The sequence below is a fragment of the Massilia sp. CFBP9012 genome, assembly GCF_034045115.1.
GTDB lineage: Bacteria > Pseudomonadota > Gammaproteobacteria > Burkholderiales > Burkholderiaceae_D > Telluria.
Genome location: NZ_JAXCWM010000002.1, coordinates 307998 through 327620, shown reverse-complemented (window position 1 = coordinate 327620; position 19623 = coordinate 307998). Strand labels below are relative to the sequence as shown.

The window sequence follows — 19623 nt, the reverse complement described above, 5'->3', positions numbered from 1 at the left end:
CTCGGAATCGGTTCACAGGTTGACCAGATTCTAACGCCAACCGAAACCCGCACCTTTGATACGTCATTCCCGCGCAGGCGGGAATCCCAGTCATATGCGTCACCGCTTAAACCAAACGTAGTGGGGATGCGCGCAAAACTTGGGTCCCCGCCAAGGCGCCCGGCGAGGGCGGGGACGACGGTCTTTCAGCTAACTCTTACGGCCAGATCGCCTGCAGCATCGCCGCCAGGTTGTAGCCACCCTTGATCAGCTGGGTCTTGGCGATCTCGGAGCTCGGCACCGGATAGTTCTGCGGCACTTCCAGCGCGAAGGTGTAATAGGTCTCGCCCTTCTTGCTGGTCTGCGGGGTCAGCTTGCCCGGCACCACGTCCTTGTAGGCCAGCTTGGCCGACACCAGGCCGTCCTCGACCCACTGCACCGGCCAGGTCGACACGTCACCCTGCGCTTTTTTCAGCTGCGGCCGGCTGGCGACCGCCACGTCGGCGAACTGCTCCGGCGTGCGGGTCTTGATGCGGCGGAAGGCGTAGTCGACCGTGGTGCTGTCCCAGTAGGAGTGGAACGGCTTGGTCAGCGCCGCCGGCACACCTTCCCTGACGACGACCGGCTCCCCTGGAGGGATCACGCCGGACGACAGCGCGGACAGGCGCTCGTTATCCAGCAGCAGGTTGTTGCCGCCGCGCGAATCGAAGACCAGGGTCTCGTCGATCTCGGCGCGGTTCTTCGGCACCACGAACTTGCCATCCTTTGAAACGAAGGCCGAACCCACATGCAGCGGTTGGTGGATGTCGCCGGCGAAGTGCGCCAGCAGGATCAGGGCCTGGCGCTTGGTGAACTTGTGAGGGTTCAGGGCGGGGTCGGTCTTGCCTTGCAGGACGGCGATGCACTGCTCCAGCGTCTGCACGATGTCGACGTCGCTCGTGCCCACGCCATGCGCATGGTAGTGGTCCAGCTGGAACGGCACATTGGTGTAGTGGTATTCGCTGTGGCGCGGATTGCCGGCCACGTACTCGACCATCTCGGGCGTCTGCGGACCGCAGAAAGTGCCCTTGACGCAGTCGGCCCAGTTGGCCATCGACGCCAGCGATTCGCCCGGCTGCAGGAGCTGCGCGATTTCCTTTTGTGCGTTGCTGCCCTTGAGCAGCCGGTCGGCGATGGCGCCGATGGCGCGGTGGCCGTCGCGGCCCCAGGCGGCGGCGTCAGGCGCGGCCACCGATGCGAAGACGCCGGTCAGCGCCAGCACGCATACGAGTTTTTTCATGGTGATTCCTTGTTGATTCAGTTGACCTTGCGGATGCGTGGCGCGGCCGGGGCCACGGCTGCGCCCTGCCCTTCGATCTTCTTCAGGTAAGCGATGAAGCCGTCCAGGTCGCGCAAGCCGGTGTCGACGCGCGCCGTGCCCTTGCCGAATTCCGGATAACCATCGCTGCCTTCGGCCAGGAAGTTATTGGTGGCGATGCGGTAGGTGGCGTTGTCCTGCATCTGTTTGCCGTTCAGCTTGAGGCTGCCCGGCACCAGGCGGCTGCCCGCCGGACGTTTCGGGTCCCAGGCATAGCTGAAGCCTTCGGAAATCTGCAGCACCGACGAATTCGAATCGACGCCGTCGGCCCACTGGCGTTCCAGCAGGGCGCGGATCTGGGCGCCGGTCAGGTCCATCACGACCGTCGTGTTGCCGAACGGGAGCACTACCTGGGCCTGGCCGAAGGCCACCATACCGTCAGGGCCAGCCTCGAGGTCGCGGCGAATGCCGCCATTGTTCATGAAGGCCAGCTGCGCGCCCAGGTCACGGACCGAATCGAGCGCCGCATCGGCGATCATATTGCCCAGCACCGACTCGCCGGAATCATTGGTCTTGCGCAGCACCGGCGCGCCGGCCACCTTGGCGATCGGGCGGGTCAAAGCTTCCTTGCTGCGCTCCTTCACCTGCGCCACGAAGGCCGTCATCTTCGCGTCCGCCGGATACTCGCCCGGCTTCATCACGACGTTCTTGACGACCAGATTGCTGACCGCGCCCGTCTTCGGTTCGACCTGCATCGACACGCGGGTGAGCAGGTGGCCGGCGGTGTCGGCCTGGGTCACGGTGCGGCCGTCGACGTCGCACAGGTAGCCCTGGTGCGAGTGGCCGGTCAGCACCAGCTTGACCGATGGGTCGATCTTTGTGACCACGTCGACGATGTCGCCCTTGAGCTGCGAGCAGCCGGCCTGCAGCGGCGACTCCACCGTGCGGCCGCCCTGGTGCACCAGCGCCACGATGACTTGCGCGCCGGCGGCGCGCATGGCCGGCAGCGCGGCATTGATCGCCTCGGCTTCGTCACCAAAGCGCAGGCCGGCGATGCCCGACGCCACGACCATGTTCGGCGTGTCCTTCAGCACCACGCCGACCAGGCCGACTTTGATGCCCTTGACGTCTTCGATCTTGAAACCCGGGATGACCGGCTTGCCGGTGGCCGAGTCGATCACGTTGGCGCCCAGGTAGGTGAATTTGGCGCCGCCGAAGTTCGGGGTGAACTTGCAGGCGCGGGTTGGATGCGGCGAATCGCAGCCGCCGTTCTGCTGGCGCAGCAGTTCCTTGCGGCCGCCGTCGAATTCATGGTTGCCGACCGCGCTGGCGCGCAGGTTCAGCATATTCATCACTTCGATGGTGGGCTCGTCGGCCCACAGCGAGGACAGCGCCGGGCTGGCGCCGACGATGTCTCCGGTCGAGACCAGCAGCAGATCCTTGTCTTCCTTGCGCCAGGCCTGCAGGGCCGCCGCCACCGCTTCAGCGCCGCCGGCGCGCATGACTTCTTCCTTGCCATCCGCATGCTTGAGGACATAGCGGCTCGGTTCGAGGTTGCCGTGGAAGTCGTTCAACGACACGAGATTGAGGGTCACCGGGCCCTGGGGCGCGCTGACGCAGCCGGCCAGCAGCAGCGCCATGGTGAGGGTGGAAAGACTGGCGCATGCGCGGCGCGAAACGATCATGGGAACACCTTTACTGGATGCGGACCGGCGCGAACGGCGGGTCCGGAAAAACGGGTTCGAGCAAGCTCGACAGCCAACATTATCCCACGCAGCTTGTGTGCAGGAAATCCTTACGGCGGCTGGGATTCTGGTTTTTTACAAGAAAAAACGGCCGGTGTTTCCACCGGCCGTTCTTGACTAGCTCATGCCACGAATTCGATGCTTAGAATTCGTAACGCAGGGTTGCCTGGATGGCCCACTGCGACTCGCCCTTGGCTTGCTTCAGGTCTTGACGCTCGACGTCGTTGCGCACGACGTAGATGTAACGACCTTGTGCATCGGTACCAGCGTAGTCGACGAAGCTACGTGCCATGCCACCGTTCGACTGGAAGCTGATCTCTTCGGTACGGCCCCATTTCTTGTTCAGCAGATTGCCAAAGTTCATGAAGTCGAGGGTGAAGGTCGCCTTGTTGCGCTTGAACAGACCAGGGATTTCCTGGCTGATACGCACGTCGAAGGTGTTGACCCATTCCGCGGTGCTGTTGTTACGCTTCACGACACCGCCAGCCGCGCCATGCAGACCCTTGTTGGCGTTGACGACGTCCCAGAAACGCTGCTCGTTGGCCTTGTTGGTCGCGGTGTCGCCGTGGAACACGACTTCGCCGGAACCGAACGCGGTCGGGATGTACATCAGGTCATTACCGGCCAGGTCATCGCCGTTCATGTCGTTGTTGAACGTCCAGCTGTATGGACGGCCTTCACGACCTTCGTAGAAGATGCCCAGACGGGTGTTGTAGTTCTCGAAGAACTTCTTCTGGAAGTTGACCAGCGCATTGACGCGGTTCTTGATCGCGTAGCTCGAGGTCGCGGCGACTTCTTCGTTCGGATTGAACACCGAACGGCCGTTGAAGTTCGAGTTGGCCACCGACGAGGTCAGCGGCGAGACTTCGGTCGCATCGGTGTAGGTGTAAGCCACCGACCAGCCAAAGCCCTTGGTCAGCGGACGCGACAGCGACGCGGTCAGGACTTTTGCATCGCCCTTGTCGGTATCGCGCGCCACCAGCACGTTGCGGAAGCTGCGGTTGTTCAGCGAACGCGCCTGCACGCCGGCCGTGCTGATCACGTTGGCGGTGTTGTTCGACACGCCAAAGCTTGCCTGGCTCAGGCCAGCCGCGTTCCAGAACAGTTCACGACCATCCGAACCGATACGGGTCGGCGCACCGAGGTTCAGGTGTTCGTAGTAGATACCGTTCTTGTTCTTGGTGTACAGCGCTTCAGCGCCGAACACGATGCCGTACCATGGCAGTTCGGTGTCGAACGCCAGGTTGGCTTTCCAGATCGACGGCTGGCGGAAGTTCGGATCCAGGAAGTTCACGTCAGCAGCCGGAATCGCGCCGGTGATGGCCGGCTGGGCATCCGGGTCCATGCTGGCCAGGCCACCGGTGGTCGGGCAGCGGGTCGCGCCAGTACCCGAGCAGCTGATGCTGGCAGTCGCCACACCGGTGCCCGAGAACGGGTTCGACATCCAGACGGTCGCCGCCGCACCCTGGAACAGGCCAACGCCACCGCGCAGCTGGGTTGGACGCTCTGACTTGTCGAAGCGGTAGTTGAAGCCCAGACGAGGCTGGACCAGGTCGGTGCCGTCGATAGTCTGGCGGTTGTCCAGACCGAAGCCGCCGCTCTGGCGCGCGCCGGTGGCCGGATTGCCGGCGACCATCGGTGCGGCGGCAGCGGCGTTGTACAGCGGTTGGCCGCCGACATCGTTACGGTCGTAACGCACGCCGTAGGTCAGGGTCAGCTGGTCGTTGACGGCCCAGGTGTCTTGCAGGAACAGGCCGGTGTTCTTGGTTTCGAACATGGCGATCGCGTCGTTCAACGAAGCGCCTGGCAGTGGACGCTGCACGCTGTAGCTCAGCGGACGGCCACGCTGGAAGTTTTCCAACACGGCTTGCTGGATGCGATCGGCGGAAGCGCCGGCGCAGGTCAGCGCGCCGAACGAGTAGAAGCTGGTATCGGCCGAGTCCAGGCAGGCGAAGGTGTACGAGCCGTTAATGCCCTGCAGGAAGGCGTTATAGACTTCGTTCTTGGTCTGGTCGACGCCGAACTTCAGCTCGTGGTCGCCCACGATCCAGTTTGCACCGGCATACATGTCCTTGGTCTTGTTACGCAGGACATTGTTGTGGCGGCTGAACTCGGTACCGAAGTTCAGGAAACGGTTGGCGGTCGACAAGCCGGCCGGTGCGCCGGCAGGCAGCGCGCCGGAGAATTGCAGGCCGACCGATGGAGTGCGGCTCGAGTTGACCGGAACCGAATCATAGTCGCGGGTCGAGAACTTGAACTCAGTCGAGAAGGTCGGGGTCCAGTCCGAGAAGATCTGACCGACGACGGTCTCGATTTCCTTGCCCTGGTTGTAGAAGCTCGACGACAGGCCGACGCCGGTGGCCGAGAAGCCCGGGTAGAACGGCTCGCCCTGGGTGGTCTTGGCATAGCGCAGGTTGGCGCGGTGGTCGTCGGTGATGTTCCAGTCGAACTTCACCATGCGCTCTTTCGAGGTCAGCATCGAGCCGCTCGGGACAGTCGGGCTGCCGATGTCGAAACCGTAGACGCTCTGGGCGATGCGCTGGGCTTCGGAGATGGCTGCTGGAGAAATGGCAACGGTAGTGCCTGCGCCGCTGCCGATCGGTCCGAATTCCGGGCTCGAACGCGAGCTCTCGAAGTTTTCAGCCAGGGCGAAGATGAACAGCTTGTCCTGGATCAGCGGACCGGAAGCCCAGATACCCTTGGTGGTTTCCTTCGACTTCGGCGGCTCGCTGTAGACGTCGGTGATCGGGTTGTAACGGTCGCCGGCCATCGTGTCGTTACGGAAGACGTAGTACACGCCACCCTTGTAGGTGTTGGTACCGGACTTGGTCACCGCGTTGATGTTGGCGCCGGTGTAGCCTTTCTGGGTCACGTCGTAGTTGGCGACGTTGACCTGCACCGACTGGATCGCTTCGATCGAGATCGGCTGGCGCGCGGTCGGGCTGCCGTTCGCTTCCAGGCCGAAGGTATCGTTGATGGCGACGCCGTCGATGGTCATCGAGTTGTAGCGCGAGTTCTGGCCGGCGACCGAGATTTCGCCGCGGTCCTTGTCGGTCTGCGACACGCGCGGGTCGGCACGGGCGTAGTCCTGCAGGTTGCGGTTGATCGACGCCTGGGTTTGCAGCTGGGTATTGCTGATAGCGGTACCCGCACCCATGGTGTTGCTCGAGAAGATCTCCGAACGAACGGCCGAGCCGGCCACGGTCACGGTCTGGATGCCGACGGTCGCGTCGACGGTCGCGGTCTGCGCCAGCTCGACGAAGACGTCGTTGCGCGTCTGGGTGACGCCATCCTTGGTGATGGTAATGGTGTAAGGACCACCCACGCGCAGGCCGCGCGCGGTGTAGCGGCCTTCGGCGTCAGTGACGACATTGCTGACAGAACCCGACTCGACGTGCAGGATCTGCACTTGTGCGCCAGCAGCTGGTGCGCCGGCAGCGTTCGAAATACGGCCGCCGATGGCCGAAGTGGTGTTCTGTGCGAACGACGGCGCAGCCGCCAACGCAACCGACAAAGCCAGCGCCAACTTGGTGAGCCGGATCTGTTGTTGAGTGATCATTGATTACCCCAAAAAGAACTTCAATTTATTGTTGGACGCCCGGGCGGACGCCCTCCCCTACGATTTACTGCTTGAATTTTTTTGCTTGGTGCGGCAGCGCTTCAGCCGGCAAGCGGCTGCGATTGTATCGTTACAATGTTTCAACAAAGTGACACGATGGAGTGATGACATACAGCGGAATTCCGCCAATATGCATGAGCTTTGAACAAGCCGACAAATTCGATTTGGCTTAGCCATTCAGAGCTTTTACGTATAAATCACCGCACAAGTGTTGTCTGTACGCGACATAATCGGAGTGCTGCCGGCCGGAATATGACAAGGCGGGATTATATGTGCGGCGTTCTCCCACGGAATTTTTTTGATAAAAATTCAGTGGAAGTGCGTAGGGAACGAAGATTTTTGTAGCGAGAAGGCGACATAAGTTAATTTTGCATTAACTTATTACCAAAGAGTCACTGGGGAATTATGACAAGGTAGCGGCCCGGCGGGCGCCGGGCCGTGGATGTCACACTTTATTTACCGCGGACCGCCGAGGCGCCGAGCGCCGCGATCTTTGCTTCGAATTCCGTGTAACGTTGGTCCAGCTGCCGGGTCAGTCGTTGCTTTTCCGCCACGGGCAGGAAAGCGTAACGGATGCTGTTGTACGACGCCTTCTTCACTTCCGCGTAGCTTGGCTTGAACTGGCTGGCGAACTGCATGTATTCGTGCGACAGGGTGTGGCGGGTCACGCCGGTGTCGTCGGTCGAGATCACGTAGGGCACGCCATACTTGCGGTACAGGTTCAGCGGATGGTTCGTGGTCGACACGCCGCTGATGAAGGCATTCGAGGTCAGGTTGATCTCGACCGGGATGTCCTTCTCGCGCATGGTCTTCATGATGCCCAGGGCATTCGCCTCGTGCGCCAGGTCCAGGCCGTGGCCGATGCGGTCGGCGCCCGCCACCGCCAGCGCCTGGTCGATGTGGAACTGCAAGCCTTCCGGCGGCACGTCGCCCAGCGCCAGTTCGCCCGCGTGCATCGCCACCTTCACGTCCGGATAGACCGACTTCAGGAAGCGGAACATCTTCATGTGCAGGGTGTAGTCGCGCATCGAGACGTGGGTGCTTTCCTGGCCAACGATGTTCAGTCCGACGACGCGCCCGCCCTTGGCTGCCGCCTTGAAGCTCGACACCATGGCCGAGAACACCTGCGACGGGTTCAACAGGCGCAGCGTGTAGTTCTGGTAGCGCATGGTGAAGCGCTCGTCGTCGATGCCTTCCGATGCAGCATGGATCTGCTGGACGAAGTCATCGATCGACTTGTTGAACGCGGCGTCCTGGTCCAGTGCCTTGAGTTTGGCGCGCAAGGCATTGTCGAGCGCCTTGTCGTCGTTCACCTTGGTCCAGGCCTGGCTATCGAAATCCGGGTTGGCGATGAAGGGCGACAGCAGGAACATCGTTTCGATGTAGCCCACGTTTTCCGCGATCGCGCGCTGCTTGATCTCTTGCAGGCCTTCGCGCAGGTTGTCGTTGGCCACCGGGCCGAAGTAGCCGAAGGTCTGGAAGAAGCGCTGGTCTGGCGCCGGCTGCAGATTGGTGTGGTTATGAAAATCCTTGTTCGACCAGCGCTTGGCCACTTCACGCCAGGTGTCTTCGTCGGCCCGCACCTCGGCGCCCGACTTGCAGGTGCGCTGGGCGGCCGGGCGCGCGAGTTCACGCGCGACCACGGCCTTGTCGGTTTCGATTCGATACGTCTGCGTGTTGATGCAGAAGCCCTGCTTGTCGACGAATTCGGTATAGGTCTCGGCATACACCGAACCCGAATAATGGTGGTGCAGGTCGCCGCCCTTCGGCATCTGCGTGAAGAACATCGTCAGCTCGGACAGCTTCGGCTGCTCGCCCGCGATCAGGCTTGCGTAGTGGCGGGCGGTGGTCGCTTCATTGGCGTTGGCGGCGGGCTCTTTGGCCCAGGCCGGGGCGCCGGCCACGGCCAGCGCCAGCAGCGCGCTGCCGGTCAATGTCTTGTGCATGGTGTGCTTTCTGGGTGGATATTGAATCGCGCCACTCTAACTGCTTCGTTCATCAATGGCAATATTGCTAGATCAACGTTGGTGCACCTTGCGTCCGCCCGAATACGTCGCGGCGATCGTGCGGTCGTCTCCCAGCAGCGCCAGCGCGAACAGCAGTTCCTCCAGCGAGTCGCAGTGACCCGTCCTGCGCGCCAGCAGCGGCGTCGCCTCGCGGTCGAGCACCACGAAGTCGGCTTCCAGGCCGGGCTGGAAGCTGCCGATCGTGTGTTCCAGGCGCATGCTGCGCGCCGCGCCCAGGGTGGCGAGGTAGAACATGCGCAGCGCCGGCAGGTAGCTGCCCTTCAGGCGCGCCACCTTATAGGCTTCGTTCATGGTCTGCAGCATCGAGAACGAGGTGCCGGCGCCGACGTCGGTGCCCAGCGAGAGCAGCGCACGCGCGCTGTCGGCGCGTTCGAAGTCGAACAGGCCGCTGCCCAGGAACAGGTTCGAGGTCGGGCACACGGCGGCGGCCGACCCGGTGGCCGCCATGCGCGCGAAGTCTTCGTCGTCGAGCCAGATGCAGTGGCCGAACAGCGCACGCGGACGCATTAAACCAAAGCGTTCGTACACGTCGAGATAGCTGCGCGCCTGCGGAAACAACTCTTTCACCCAGGTGCACTCGTCCTTGTTTTCCGAGACGTGGGTCTGGATGAAGGTGTCCGGGTGGCGCGCCGCCAGCTCGCCGGTCAGGCGCAGCTGGACGTCGGTCGAGGTCGGGGCGAAGCGTGGCGTGATCGCATACAGCGACCGTCCGCGCTTGTGCCATTTATTGATCAGGTCTTCGCTCTGGCCCAGGTCGCCCTCGAGGTCGCGCAGGAAGTCCGGGCAATTGCGGTCCATCAGCACCTTGCCGGCCACCATGCGCAAGTTGCGCGCTTCGCTCGCCTCGAAGAAGGCATCGACCGACTGCGGATGCACGGTGCAGTACACCACGGCGGTGGTGGTGCCGCAGCGCAGCAGCTCGTCCAGGAAGAACTCGGCGGTCGCGCGCGCATGCGCCGGGTCCTCGAAGCGGCGCTCGCTCGGGAAGGTGTAGGTCTCCAGCCATGGCAAGAGGCCCGGCGCCGGCGAGGCGATCATGTCGGTCTGCGGGTAATGCAGGTGGGTGTCGATGAAGCCGGGGGCGATCACCTTGCCGCGGTAGTCGACCGGCTCCAGGCCGGGCGGCAGGGTCGGCGCCAGCGCAGCGTAATCGCCGGCGGCCTTGATGCGGCCATCTTCGACGACCAGCAGGCCGTCTTCATGCCACAGCGCGGCCTGGTCGTCGAAAGCCGGGTCGGCGCGAAAGTGCAGCAAGCTGGCACGGTAGGCTTGCAGATTGGGTGATGCGGTGGACATTACGTGAATTCCGGTTGTTCTTCAGGGTGGTGAGCGGCTTCCCATACGGACAGCAGCTGGGCCGCAACAGAAGCGGCGATCACGGCCGGGGCCTTGCCCTCGATGCCGGGCAGGCCGACCGGGCACACCATATCGTCGATGCGGGCGGCATCGATGCCGCGTTCGCGCAAGCGCGCCTCGAACTGGCTGCGTTTGGTACTCGATCCTATCAGGCCGAACCAATCCTTGCAGGAATCACTGCATGAGCGAGACAGAATTGCGTGGCACAGGCGCAGGTCGAGCGCGTGGCTATGGGTCATGACCAGGAAGCTGGTGCCGGCGACGGCATGTTTGACCAGCGCTTCCGGGGTGTCGGTGGCTTCGATCGTCACGTTGGCGGGAACGTCGGCCGGGAACAGGTCGTCGCGCTCGTCGACCCAGGTAACGCGGCAAGGCAAAGGCGCCAGCGCGCGCACGATGGCGGCGCCGACGTGGCCGGCGCCGAACAGCATCAGGTGGTCGCGCGGCGCGAGAATGGCGTCGAGCAGCCAGCGGCGGCCGCCCTCGTCTTCCACCACGCGCGTGTCGCCTTGCGCCGCAAGGGCTGGTGTCGTCACCGCACCGGCGAGGTGACGGCCCGCTTCGTCGAGTAGCGTCCATTCGCTGGCGCCGTCGAGGGCGACCAGGCGCCAGGTGTCCTGGTGGCGGCGCGCGCGCAGGATGTCCACCTGCTCGGCTTCCATGCGCTCGAATGCGAGCCAGGCCACGCCGCCGCAGCACTGGCCCAGGCTTGGGCCAAGCGCGAAGCGTTCGAAGCGGCGTGCTTCGCCCAGCTGCAGCATGAGGCGGGCGATGTCCAGTGCCCGATGCTCGAGATGGCCGCCGCCGATGGTGCCGTCGAAATCCCCGGCCCGCACCAGCATCTTCGCCCCTGGTTCACGCGGCACGGAGCCTTTCACGGCCGCGACCGTGACCAGCACGGCGGCCGTGCCTGCATGCGGGTTCAGCCAGTCGTTCGTCATGCGCGCGCCGCCTCGACAAAAGCGATCGCATCCAGAATCTCTTCGGACGTCGCCGGCGCGTTCAACGGCGGATTGATCTTGTGATCGCCCACGCTCGAGATGGCGTCGCGGATCGCGAAGAAGACCGAGAACGGCAGCAGCAGCGGCGGCTCGCCGACCGCCTTCGAGCGGTGGATGCTGTCCTCGACGTTGGCGTTGTCGAACAGGCGCACGCGAAAATCCTCGGGACAATCCGAGACGGCCGGGATCTTGTAGGTGGACGGCGCATGCGTCATCAATTTGCCGGCCGGGTTCCACCACAGTTCTTCCGTCGTCAGCCAGCCCATGCCCTGGATGAAGGCTCCCTCCACCTGGCCGATGTCGATCGCCGGATTGAGCGAGCGGCCGGCGTCGTACAGCGCATCCACGCGCAGCAGTTTCCATTCGCCGGTAAGTGTGTCGACCACGACCTCCGACACCGCCGCGCCATAAGCGAAATAGGAGAACGGTCGCCCGGTCATCGTCTTGGCGTCCCAGTGCAGGCCGGGCGTCGCATAGAAGCCATCGGACCACAGCTGCACCCGCGCCAGGTAGGCTTTCGCCACCAGTTCCTCGAACGGCAGCGCCAGGCCGGCGACGAACACGGTCCCGGCCGCGAAGCGCACCTCGCTCGCCTGCCCGCCGTACTGGCTGGCGGCGAAATCGGCCAGGCGCGCGCGGATCTTGCCCGCCGCATCCTGGGCCGCCTTGCCGTTCAGGTCCGCGCCGGTGGACGCCGCCGTGGCGGAGGTGTTGGCGACCTTCGACGTATTGGTGGCGGTGGCGCGCACCCGCCCCAGTTCCACGCCCAGCTCATGCGCCACCACCTGCATCACCTTGGTGTTGATGCCCTGCCCCATCTCGGTGCCGCCATGGTTGACCAGGATGGAGCCGTCGACATACACGTGCACCAGCGCGCCGGCCTGGTTCAGGTGGGTGACGTTGAAGGCGATGCCGAACTTGAGCGGCGTGAGCGCCAGGCCCTTCTTGAGCACCGGGCTGGCGCGGTTGTACTCGCCGATCGCCGCGCGCCGGGCGCGATAATCGCTGTCGGCTTCGAGCTCGGCCAGCAACTCGGGGAGCACGTTGTCGACGATCTCCTGGCCGAAGGGCGTGACGTTGCGCTCAGTCTTGCCATACAGGTTCAGGCGCCGGATGTCGAGCGCATCGCGCCCAAGATTACGCGCGATCTCGTCGATCACGTATTCGATGGCGATCGCGCCCTGCGGTCCGCCGAAGCCGCGAAACGCCGTGTTCGACTGGGTATTGGTCTTGCCGCAGGCGGCGCGGATCTCGACGTCGGACAGGTAATAGGCGTTGTCGAAGTGGCAGACGGCGCGCGTGGCGACGGGGCCCGACAGGTCGGCCGAGTAGCCGGCGCGGGTGACCATGTCGACCCTCGCCGCCAGGATGCGGCCATCATCTTCGTAGCCGACCTCGTATTCGTAGTGGAAGCAGTGGCGCTTGCCCGTGACCAGCATGTCGTCGTCGCGGTCGGCGCGCAGCTTGACCGGGCGGCCCGTGCGCACGGCAGCAATGGACGCCGCCGCCGCCCACAGGGCCGACTGCGACTCCTTGCCGCCGAAGCCCCCGCCCATGCGGCGGCACTCGACCGTCACGTGGTGCGAATGCAGGCCCAGCGCATGCGCCACCACGTGCTGCATCTCGCTCGGGTGCTGGGTCGAGCAGTACACGTGCATGCCGCGGTCTTCGCCGGGGATCGCATAGGCGATCTGCCCTTCGAGGTAGAACTGTTCCTGGCCGCCCACGTACAACTCGCCCTTGACGACGTGCGGCGCGCGTGCAAAAGCCTGCGCCGCATCGCCGCGGGCCAGGCGCATCGGCGGCAGCACGTACGACTCGGCGGCGCGCGCCGCCTGCGGCGTGAGAATGGCCGGCAAGTCGTCGTAGTCGACCACGGCCAGGCGCGCCGCGCGGCGCGCGTTGTCATGGCTGTCGGCGACGACGATGAAGATCGGCTGGCCCACGTACTGGACCAGGCCATCGGCCAGGATCGGATCGTCGTGGATGATCGGTCCGCAATCGTTCAGGCCGGGGATGTCGGTCGCCGTCAGCACCGCGACCACGCCGCGGCTGGCACGGACCGCAGACAGGTCGATCCCTTTGACGCGCGCATGCGCGCGCGCCGACAGGCCGAGGGCCGCGTGCAGGGTGCCAGCCAGTTCGGCGATATCGTCGGTATAGGTGGCCTGGCCGCGCACGTGCAGCTCGGCGGATTCGTGCTTGCGGGCGCGCCCGACTTCGGCCCAGGCGTCCACGCGGTTCAAGCCTGCATCGTTCATGGTCGTCCCCTCACAGGCTGGCAAAGGCGTTGACGGCGCTGGCCGGCAGCGGATTCTCCGTGCGCGTCTCCAGCCAGAACCGGCGCAACAGGTTTTGCGCAGTGCGCATGCGGTAGCTGCCGGAGGCGCGCGCGTCGCTCAGCGGCGCGTAGTCGCGCGTGAGCGCCACCATCGCCGCGCGCAGCGTGGCTTCGCTCCAGGCCTGGCCGCGCAGGACGGCTTCGGCTTCATGCGCACGCTTCGGCGTGGCCGCCATGCCGCCGAAGGCGATGCGCGCATCGACGATGGTGTCGCCGTCGAGCGTCACGGCAAAGGCGGCGCATACCGCCGAGATGTCCTGGTCGAAGCGCTTGGCGAGTTTATAGGTACGCAAGCGCAGCCCAGCGGCCGGCAGCGGCACGCGCACGGCTTGCACGAATTCGCCTGCCCGCAGGTCTTTCTGCTGGTAGCCCAGATAAAAATCTTCGAGCGCCAGCACGCGGCTGCCCTCCTTGCTGCGCAAGACCACCTGGCTGCCCAGCGCGATCAGCCACGGCATCGAATCGCCGATCGGGGAACCGTTGGCGACGTTGCCGCCCAGGGTGCCGGCGTTGCGGATCGGGAGCGAAGCGAAGCGCTGCCAGAGTTCGGACAATTCGGCCGGATAGCGTTCGCACAGCGCCGCATAGGCATCCTGCAGCGATACGCCGGCGCCGATCTCCAGCATGCCGGCATCCATACGCACGCTCTTGAGCGCCTCGACCTGGCCCAGGTAGATGACGTCGTCCAGCGTGCGCAGCTGCTTGGTGACCCACAGGCCGACGTCGGTCGAACCGGCCAGCAGCACGGCATCAGGATGCGCGCCGCGCAAGGCCACCAGTTCGTCCAGCGTGCGCGGTACGTGGAAGCGCTGGCCGTGGGCTGTGTAGCTGAAACCGTGGCTGCGCTGCAGGCCGCGCAGGCGCTCGGCCAGCGCAGGTTTATCGAAAGCAACAGGCGGGAGTTCGACCATGCGGCGCGCGGCGTCGATGATGGGACGGTAGCCGGTGCAGCGGCACAGATTGCCCGACAGCGCGTCAATGATCTGGCAGCGCGCCGGCGCGCGGCCCTCCTGCTTGATGTACATGCCCCACAGCGACATGGCGAAGCCCGGCGTGCAGAAGCCGCATTGCGAACCGTGGCACTCGACCAGCGCCTGCTGCACCGGATGCAGCGCGCCGTCGGCTGCGGCCAGGTCTTCGACCGTGAACAGCGCCTTGCCGTCCAGCGTCGCGGTGAACTGGATGCAGGCGTTAATGGACTTGAGTGCAAGGTGGCCGTCTTCCAGCGAGCCGACCACCACGGTGCAGGCGCCGCAGTCGCCTTCGGCGCAGCCTTCCTTGGTGCCCGTGCAGCGCAAGTCCTCCCGCAGGTGCTGCAGGATGGTTTGCGTCGGTGGCGCCTCGCGCAGTTCGCGCACTTCGCCACGAAAGAGGAATCGGATCGGTTCTGACATGCCTGTCTCGAAGTAGAACTTTAGTGTTCGCCAAGGGCGGAAGGCTACCATCCGGCAGCTCGCATCATATTATCAAATTATGATATCGATTATCATGAGTTTCATATATCAGAGGCGCGCGCTTTCGCTCTTCATTCCGCGTAAGGATGCACCGCTTTCCAGTGATTGGCGATATCGATGCGGCGCGTCACCCAGACACGGTCATGCCGCATCGCATAGTCGAGGAAGCGCGCCAGCGCCGCCGTGCGCCCGGGCCGCCCCGCCAGGCGGCAGTGCAGGCCGACCGACAGCATCTTGGGCCGGTTTAGGCCAGCGGGGTCGCCTTCGGCGTAGAGCACGTCGAAGGCGTCCTTCAGGTAGTCGAAGAACTGGGTGCCGGAATTGAAGCCCTGGGCCGTGGCGAAGCGCATGTCGTTGGTGTCGAGCGTGTATGGCACCACCAGGTGCGGCATGCTGCGGATCAAACCGTCCGCATCGCGTGCGTCTACCCGCTGCCAGAACGGCAGGTCGTCGCCGTAGTGGTCGGCGTCATAGGTAAAACCGCCATGCTCGACCACCAGCCGGCGCGTGTTGGGCGAGTCGCGTCCCGTGTACCAGCCCTGCGGCGCGGCGCCAGTCAGGGAGCGCATGATCTCGACGGCCTCTTTCATGTGCGCGCGTTCGGTCGCCTCGTCGACATTTTGATAGGAGATCCAGCGCAGGCCGTGGCAGGCGATCTCGTGTCCCAGTTCGCGAAACGCGGCGACCGCCTCGGGATGGCGCTCGAGCGCCTGCGCCACGCCGAACACGGTCAGGGGCAGCCGGCGCTCCTCGAACAGCCGCAGCAAGCGCCACAGGCCGGCGCGCGAACCGTATTCGTAGAGCGACTCCATGCTCATGTGACGCGCCGGGAAGGCGCTGGCGCCGACGATCTCGGACAGGAAGGTTTCGGAGGCCGGGTCGCCGTGCAACACGCAGTTCTCGGCGCCCTCTTCGTAGTTCAGGACGAACTGCAGAGCGATGCGGGCGCCGCCGGGCCAGCGCGCATGCGGCGGATTGCGGCCGTAGCCGGCCAGGTCGCGCGGATAGGAAGCTGCCATGGCGTCCCTTTACAAGGAAGAATACGTCCGATCATATATTGCAACGACCACAACAGTATATGACCGGACGCATACGCCGGCTCATTGCGCCGATATAGGCTTCAGGCGCGCAAGGCCGACAGCAGGCGATCGACCTGCGCCTCTTGCGTGAAGATCGCCGGCGTCACCCGCACGCAGGCGCCGGACGCCAACCCGTCGCGCATGACGGCGAACACGCCGTGCTCCTGCAACAGGCGCTTGGACAGCGCGACATTGTCGGCCACCGAGGTCTTGCCGCGCAGGCGGAACGAGGCGATCGCGCTGGTCAGGCGCTGGTCGGGTGAGGCCAGCACCTCGATGCCGGCAATCCCCCGCGCCGCCTCCACCCAGCGGTTGCGCAGGTGGTGCAGGCGCGCCGCTTTGTTGGCCACGCCGATCCGCGCGTGGATGTCCAGCGCCAGCGGCAGCGCCAGGTAGGCGGCGAAGTTGACGGTGCCGGTATGCACCCGGGTGCGTATGTCGTCACCGTCCTTCTCGCCCATATACGGATCGATGTCGGCCACCCTGCCGCGCCGGATGTAGATAGCCCCCACGCCCACCGGCGCCCCGATCCACTTGTGCAGGTTGATGCCGGCATAGTCGCAGCCCAGGTCGGGGATGCGCATATCGAGCTGGCCGAAGCCGTGCGCGGTGTCGACGATGACGCCGATGCCGCGCTCGCGCGCCATGCGCGTGATCTCGGCCACCGGCATGACCATGCCGTTGCGGTGGTTGACGTGGGTGAGCAGCATCATCCTGAGCTTCGGATGGCGCTCCATCGCCTGCGCATAGCAGTCGACCAGCGACTGCACGGTCGCCGTGGCGGCGTCCGGCGCCGCAATCTTGACTACCTCGACGCCGCGCCGTCGTTCAAGCCAGCCCATGGTCGTGATCATATTGTCGTAGTCAACGTCGGCGCACAGCACGGTGTCGCCCGGCCGCAGCCGGTTGTAGCCGCCGATCAGCGCCTGCAGCGCCTCGGTGGCGCCGCGCGTCAGCACGATCTCGTCGCGCTCCACGCCCAGCGCCGTGGCGACCGCTGCGCGCGCCGCCTCGTACTCGGGCGGAAAGCGCAGGCGGCCGTAGAAGGCGTTGCCGTGATTGACCTCGGCCACCTGACGCTGGTAGGCCGCGACCACGGGGCGCGCCATCGAGCCCCAATAGCCGTTGTCGAGCATCGCTACTTCGTCGGTGACGTCGTAGTGCGCGGCCACGCGGCCCCAATAGGCGTTGTCACGCGCCAGCGCGCTAGGCGCCAGCGCGGGCGGCGCCAGTTCGGGCAGCGTTGGCGCCGCCAGCGCGCTCGCCGGCACCAGCGGCAAGCTCAGGCCGGCCCGCAGCCAGGCCCGCCGCTGCGGGTCGGGCCGGCTCAAAACTTCACCGTGTAGTCGACATACAGGTTGCGGCCATCGGTGTCGTACGGCGCGTTGCGCGAGTAGATCAGGCCGCGGCTGGCCTGGAATACCGCTTCGTCGGGATACTTGTCGAAGACATTGTCGACACCAAAGCGCAGCGTCTGTTTCGGCGTGAGCTTGTAGCTCAGCGCCGCGTCGAAGAAGCGCATCGCGCCGAAGCGCTGGAAGATGTCGCCGGTCGCGTTGCCGGTGCTGTCGGTCCAGGCGCCGTAGTGGCGCATCCGTCCCAGCGCGCTCCAGGCGCCGCGCTCGTAGGTCGCGCCGATGGTGGCCTTCTGGCGCGGCAGGCGGTCTTCGAAGATCGTGCGCTGGGTGAGGTTGGAGGCGACCGCGGTGCTGCCGTCGTCGACCTGCGTCTTGTTGTAGTTGTAGGCCAGGGTCAGGTTCAGCCGGCCATCGGCGACGCGGCTCAGGTGGTTCGCCACGATATCGATGCCCTGGGTGGTGGTGTCGAAGTCGTTGGTGAAGTAGTTGACCGAGGTATAGCGCAGCGGATTGGCCATCCCGGCCGGCACCGGGAACGAGGCCGAGGTGCTGAAGCGGTCGCGCAGCTTGATCTGGTACAGGTCGACCGATCCCGACAGGCCCATGGCGCCCTTCCAGGTCAGGCCCAGCGACAGGTTGTTCGATTCCTCGGGCGTCAGGGCCTTTGCGCCGAGCGCCACGGCGATCGGATCGCCCGTCGACAGGCGGCCGCTGGTGAACACCAGCAGGGTGCGGGTGTCGAGGCCCTGGCTGGTGCTGCTGGTATTGAGCTGGCCCGGGGTCGGGGCGCGGAAGCCCGTCGAGAAGGAGCCGCGCACGGCGAGGTCGGGCGTGACCTCATAGCGCGCCGACAGCTTGCCGTTGACGCTGTCGCCGAATTCCGAGAAATCCTCGTAGCGCAGCGCGGCGCCGACCGAAAAGCGCTCGGTGAGCGGAGCTTCGACGTCGACATAGGCGGCGTAGCTGTCCTGGTCCCAGCGGCCGGCCTGCCGGTCAGAAAAGCCAGGCGCGCCGTTGGCGCTCGGGTCGAGGCCATAGGCGGCGCCGGGACCGACCGCATACGAGGCCGCTTCGCCGGCGCGCACGCCATAGCGTTCGTTGCGGTACTCGAGGCCGAAGCCGACGTTGACCGGCCGCGCCAGCGCGGCCACGCTCCACTCGTAGTTGAAATTGGCGTTGACCAGCTTTTCTTCCTGGGTCAGGCGACCCAGGTCGAACGACGTCGGGCTGCCCGGGCCCAGCGAGGCATTGATCGAGTTGTGCAGGCCGTAGTCGATGCGGTTGCGGCCATAGGATGCACTAAGATCCCATGCCAGCGCCTCGGTGAAGCGGCCGCGCACGCCGGCCAGCACCTGCAGGTCGTCCTGCTCGTTGCTGTACTGAGGGCTGAAGCCGGTCGGGTAGATGCTGCGCACATCCCAGCCGGGGAAGGCCGCCGTCTTGTTGTAGACGCTGCCGCTGGTGTCGGGATTGCGCCAGTTGAAGTCGGACACGCCTTCGCTGCGGCCGAACAGGCCGTAGCTGTAGGCTTCGAGCTCGCCGCCAAGGCCCACACTGGCGTTGTAGCCGATGCGCTGGCTTTCCAGCTCCGGCTGGCCCCAGCGCTGGACCGGGTTCGGCACCTGCAGCTCTGGGTGAGCCGCCTGGAAGGCGATCGCATCCTGGCGCTGGCGGGTGCGCGAGGTAGGGTCGGCGTCCGCCGCTTCGGCGAACAGGTTGATCCGGCCCGATTCGCCGAACGTGAAGCCATACCTGGCGCGCACGGTATTCGTCTTGCCGTCGTTTTCGCCGTATTGCGAATGCTGGGCGTTGATTTCGCCGCCGGCCGTGTCGTCGAGGATGATGTTGATGACGCCGGCGATCGCGTCGGAACCATACTGGGCCGAGGCGCCGTCGCGCAGCACTTCGATGCGCTTGATGGCGCTGGTCGGGATCTGCGCCATGTCGGCCGCCTGCGAGCCGCGCGCGCCGAGGAAGGCGCTGCGGTGGAAGCGCTTGCCGTTGACCAGCACCAGGGTCTGGTCCGGCGACAGCCCGCGCAAGGTGGCCGGCCGCACGAAGACCTGGCCGTCGGCCATCGGCAGGCGCTGCACCACATAGGACGGCACCAGCTGCGCCAGCACGTCGTTCAGGTCGTCCGACTCGACGGCCGCGATCTCTTCGCGGCTGAAGACGTCGACCGGCGCCAGGGTGTCGAACTGGGTGCGGTTGCTGGCGCGGGTGCCGGTGACGATCACGGCCTGCGGTTCGGCGGCGGCCACCAGGGGAACCGCTGTGGTGGGGGTAGTCTGGGCATGCACGCCAACCAGTGCATGGGTCACGCACAGCGCGGCGGCGCTGGCGATCTGATGTCGTTTGATCTTCATT

Annotated in this window: 11 protein-coding genes; all 11 read right to left on the bottom strand. The window is 65.2% G+C overall.

Going from position 1 to position 19623, the window contains the following annotated elements; all coding sequences use genetic code 11:
• Nucleotides 1-196: 196 nt before the first annotated feature.
• The 11 genes from SOM61_RS04120 to SOM61_RS04070 all read right to left on the bottom strand — a co-directional run bounded on the left by SOM61_RS04120 (nt 197) and on the right by SOM61_RS04070 (nt 19622).
• The gene (locus tag SOM61_RS04120) at nt 197-1258 is read right to left on the bottom strand and encodes a S1/P1 nuclease (protein WP_320472917.1); all 1062 of its coding nucleotides are present in this window, start codon (nt 1256-1258) and stop codon (nt 197-199) included.
• 17 nt (nt 1259-1275) lie between these two features.
• Nucleotides 1276-2961 (bottom strand): bifunctional metallophosphatase/5'-nucleotidase, encoded by a 1686-nt coding sequence (locus SOM61_RS04115; protein ID WP_320472916.1) that lies wholly within the window; start codon nt 2959-2961, stop codon nt 1276-1278.
• Nucleotides 2962-3163: 202 nt separating this feature from the next.
• Nucleotides 3164-6580 carry a TonB-dependent receptor gene (locus SOM61_RS04110; protein WP_320472915.1) on the bottom strand — a complete coding sequence of 1139 codons (3417 nt, stop codon included), beginning with the start codon at nt 6578-6580 and terminating at the stop codon, nt 3164-3166.
• A 512-nt stretch (nt 6581-7092) separates the two neighbouring features.
• The gene (locus tag SOM61_RS04105) at nt 7093-8586 is read right to left on the bottom strand and encodes an adenosine deaminase family protein (protein WP_320472914.1); all 1494 of its coding nucleotides are present in this window, start codon (nt 8584-8586) and stop codon (nt 7093-7095) included.
• Between the two features lie 72 nt (nt 8587-8658).
• Nucleotides 8659-9963 (bottom strand): guanine deaminase, encoded by a 1305-nt coding sequence (gene guaD / locus SOM61_RS04100; protein WP_320472913.1) that lies wholly within the window; start codon nt 9961-9963, stop codon nt 8659-8661.
• Nucleotides 9963-10964 (bottom strand): xanthine dehydrogenase accessory protein XdhC, encoded by a 1002-nt coding sequence (xdhC, locus tag SOM61_RS04095; RefSeq protein WP_320472912.1) that lies wholly within the window; start codon nt 10962-10964, stop codon nt 9963-9965. The genes guaD and xdhC overlap by 1 nt, the downstream gene beginning before the upstream one ends.
• Nucleotides 10961-13285 (bottom strand): xanthine dehydrogenase molybdopterin binding subunit, encoded by a 2325-nt coding sequence (gene xdhB / locus SOM61_RS04090; protein ID WP_320472911.1) that lies wholly within the window; start codon nt 13283-13285, stop codon nt 10961-10963. Before xdhB ends, xdhC begins: the two co-directional genes overlap by 4 nt.
• A gap of 10 nt (nt 13286-13295) precedes the next feature.
• Nucleotides 13296-14759, bottom strand: coding sequence for a xanthine dehydrogenase small subunit (gene xdhA / locus SOM61_RS04085; RefSeq protein ID WP_320472910.1), 1464 nt, complete (start codon nt 14757-14759; stop codon nt 13296-13298).
• A 131-nt stretch (nt 14760-14890) separates the two neighbouring features.
• Nucleotides 14891-15838: an allantoinase PuuE gene (puuE, locus tag SOM61_RS04080; RefSeq protein ID WP_320472909.1), complete on the bottom strand. Its 948-nt coding sequence runs from the start codon at nt 15836-15838 to the stop codon at nt 14891-14893.
• 101 nt (nt 15839-15939) lie between these two features.
• Nucleotides 15940-17229 carry an aminotransferase class V-fold PLP-dependent enzyme gene (locus SOM61_RS04075; protein WP_320472908.1) on the bottom strand — a complete coding sequence of 430 codons (1290 nt, stop codon included), beginning with the start codon at nt 17227-17229 and terminating at the stop codon, nt 15940-15942.
• Complete coding sequence (locus SOM61_RS04070; RefSeq protein ID WP_320472907.1) at nt 17226-19622, bottom strand: TonB-dependent receptor plug domain-containing protein; 2397 nt, start codon at nt 19620-19622, stop codon at nt 17226-17228. The genes SOM61_RS04075 and SOM61_RS04070 overlap by 4 nt, the downstream gene beginning before the upstream one ends.
• Nucleotide 19623: the final 1 nt, after the last annotated feature.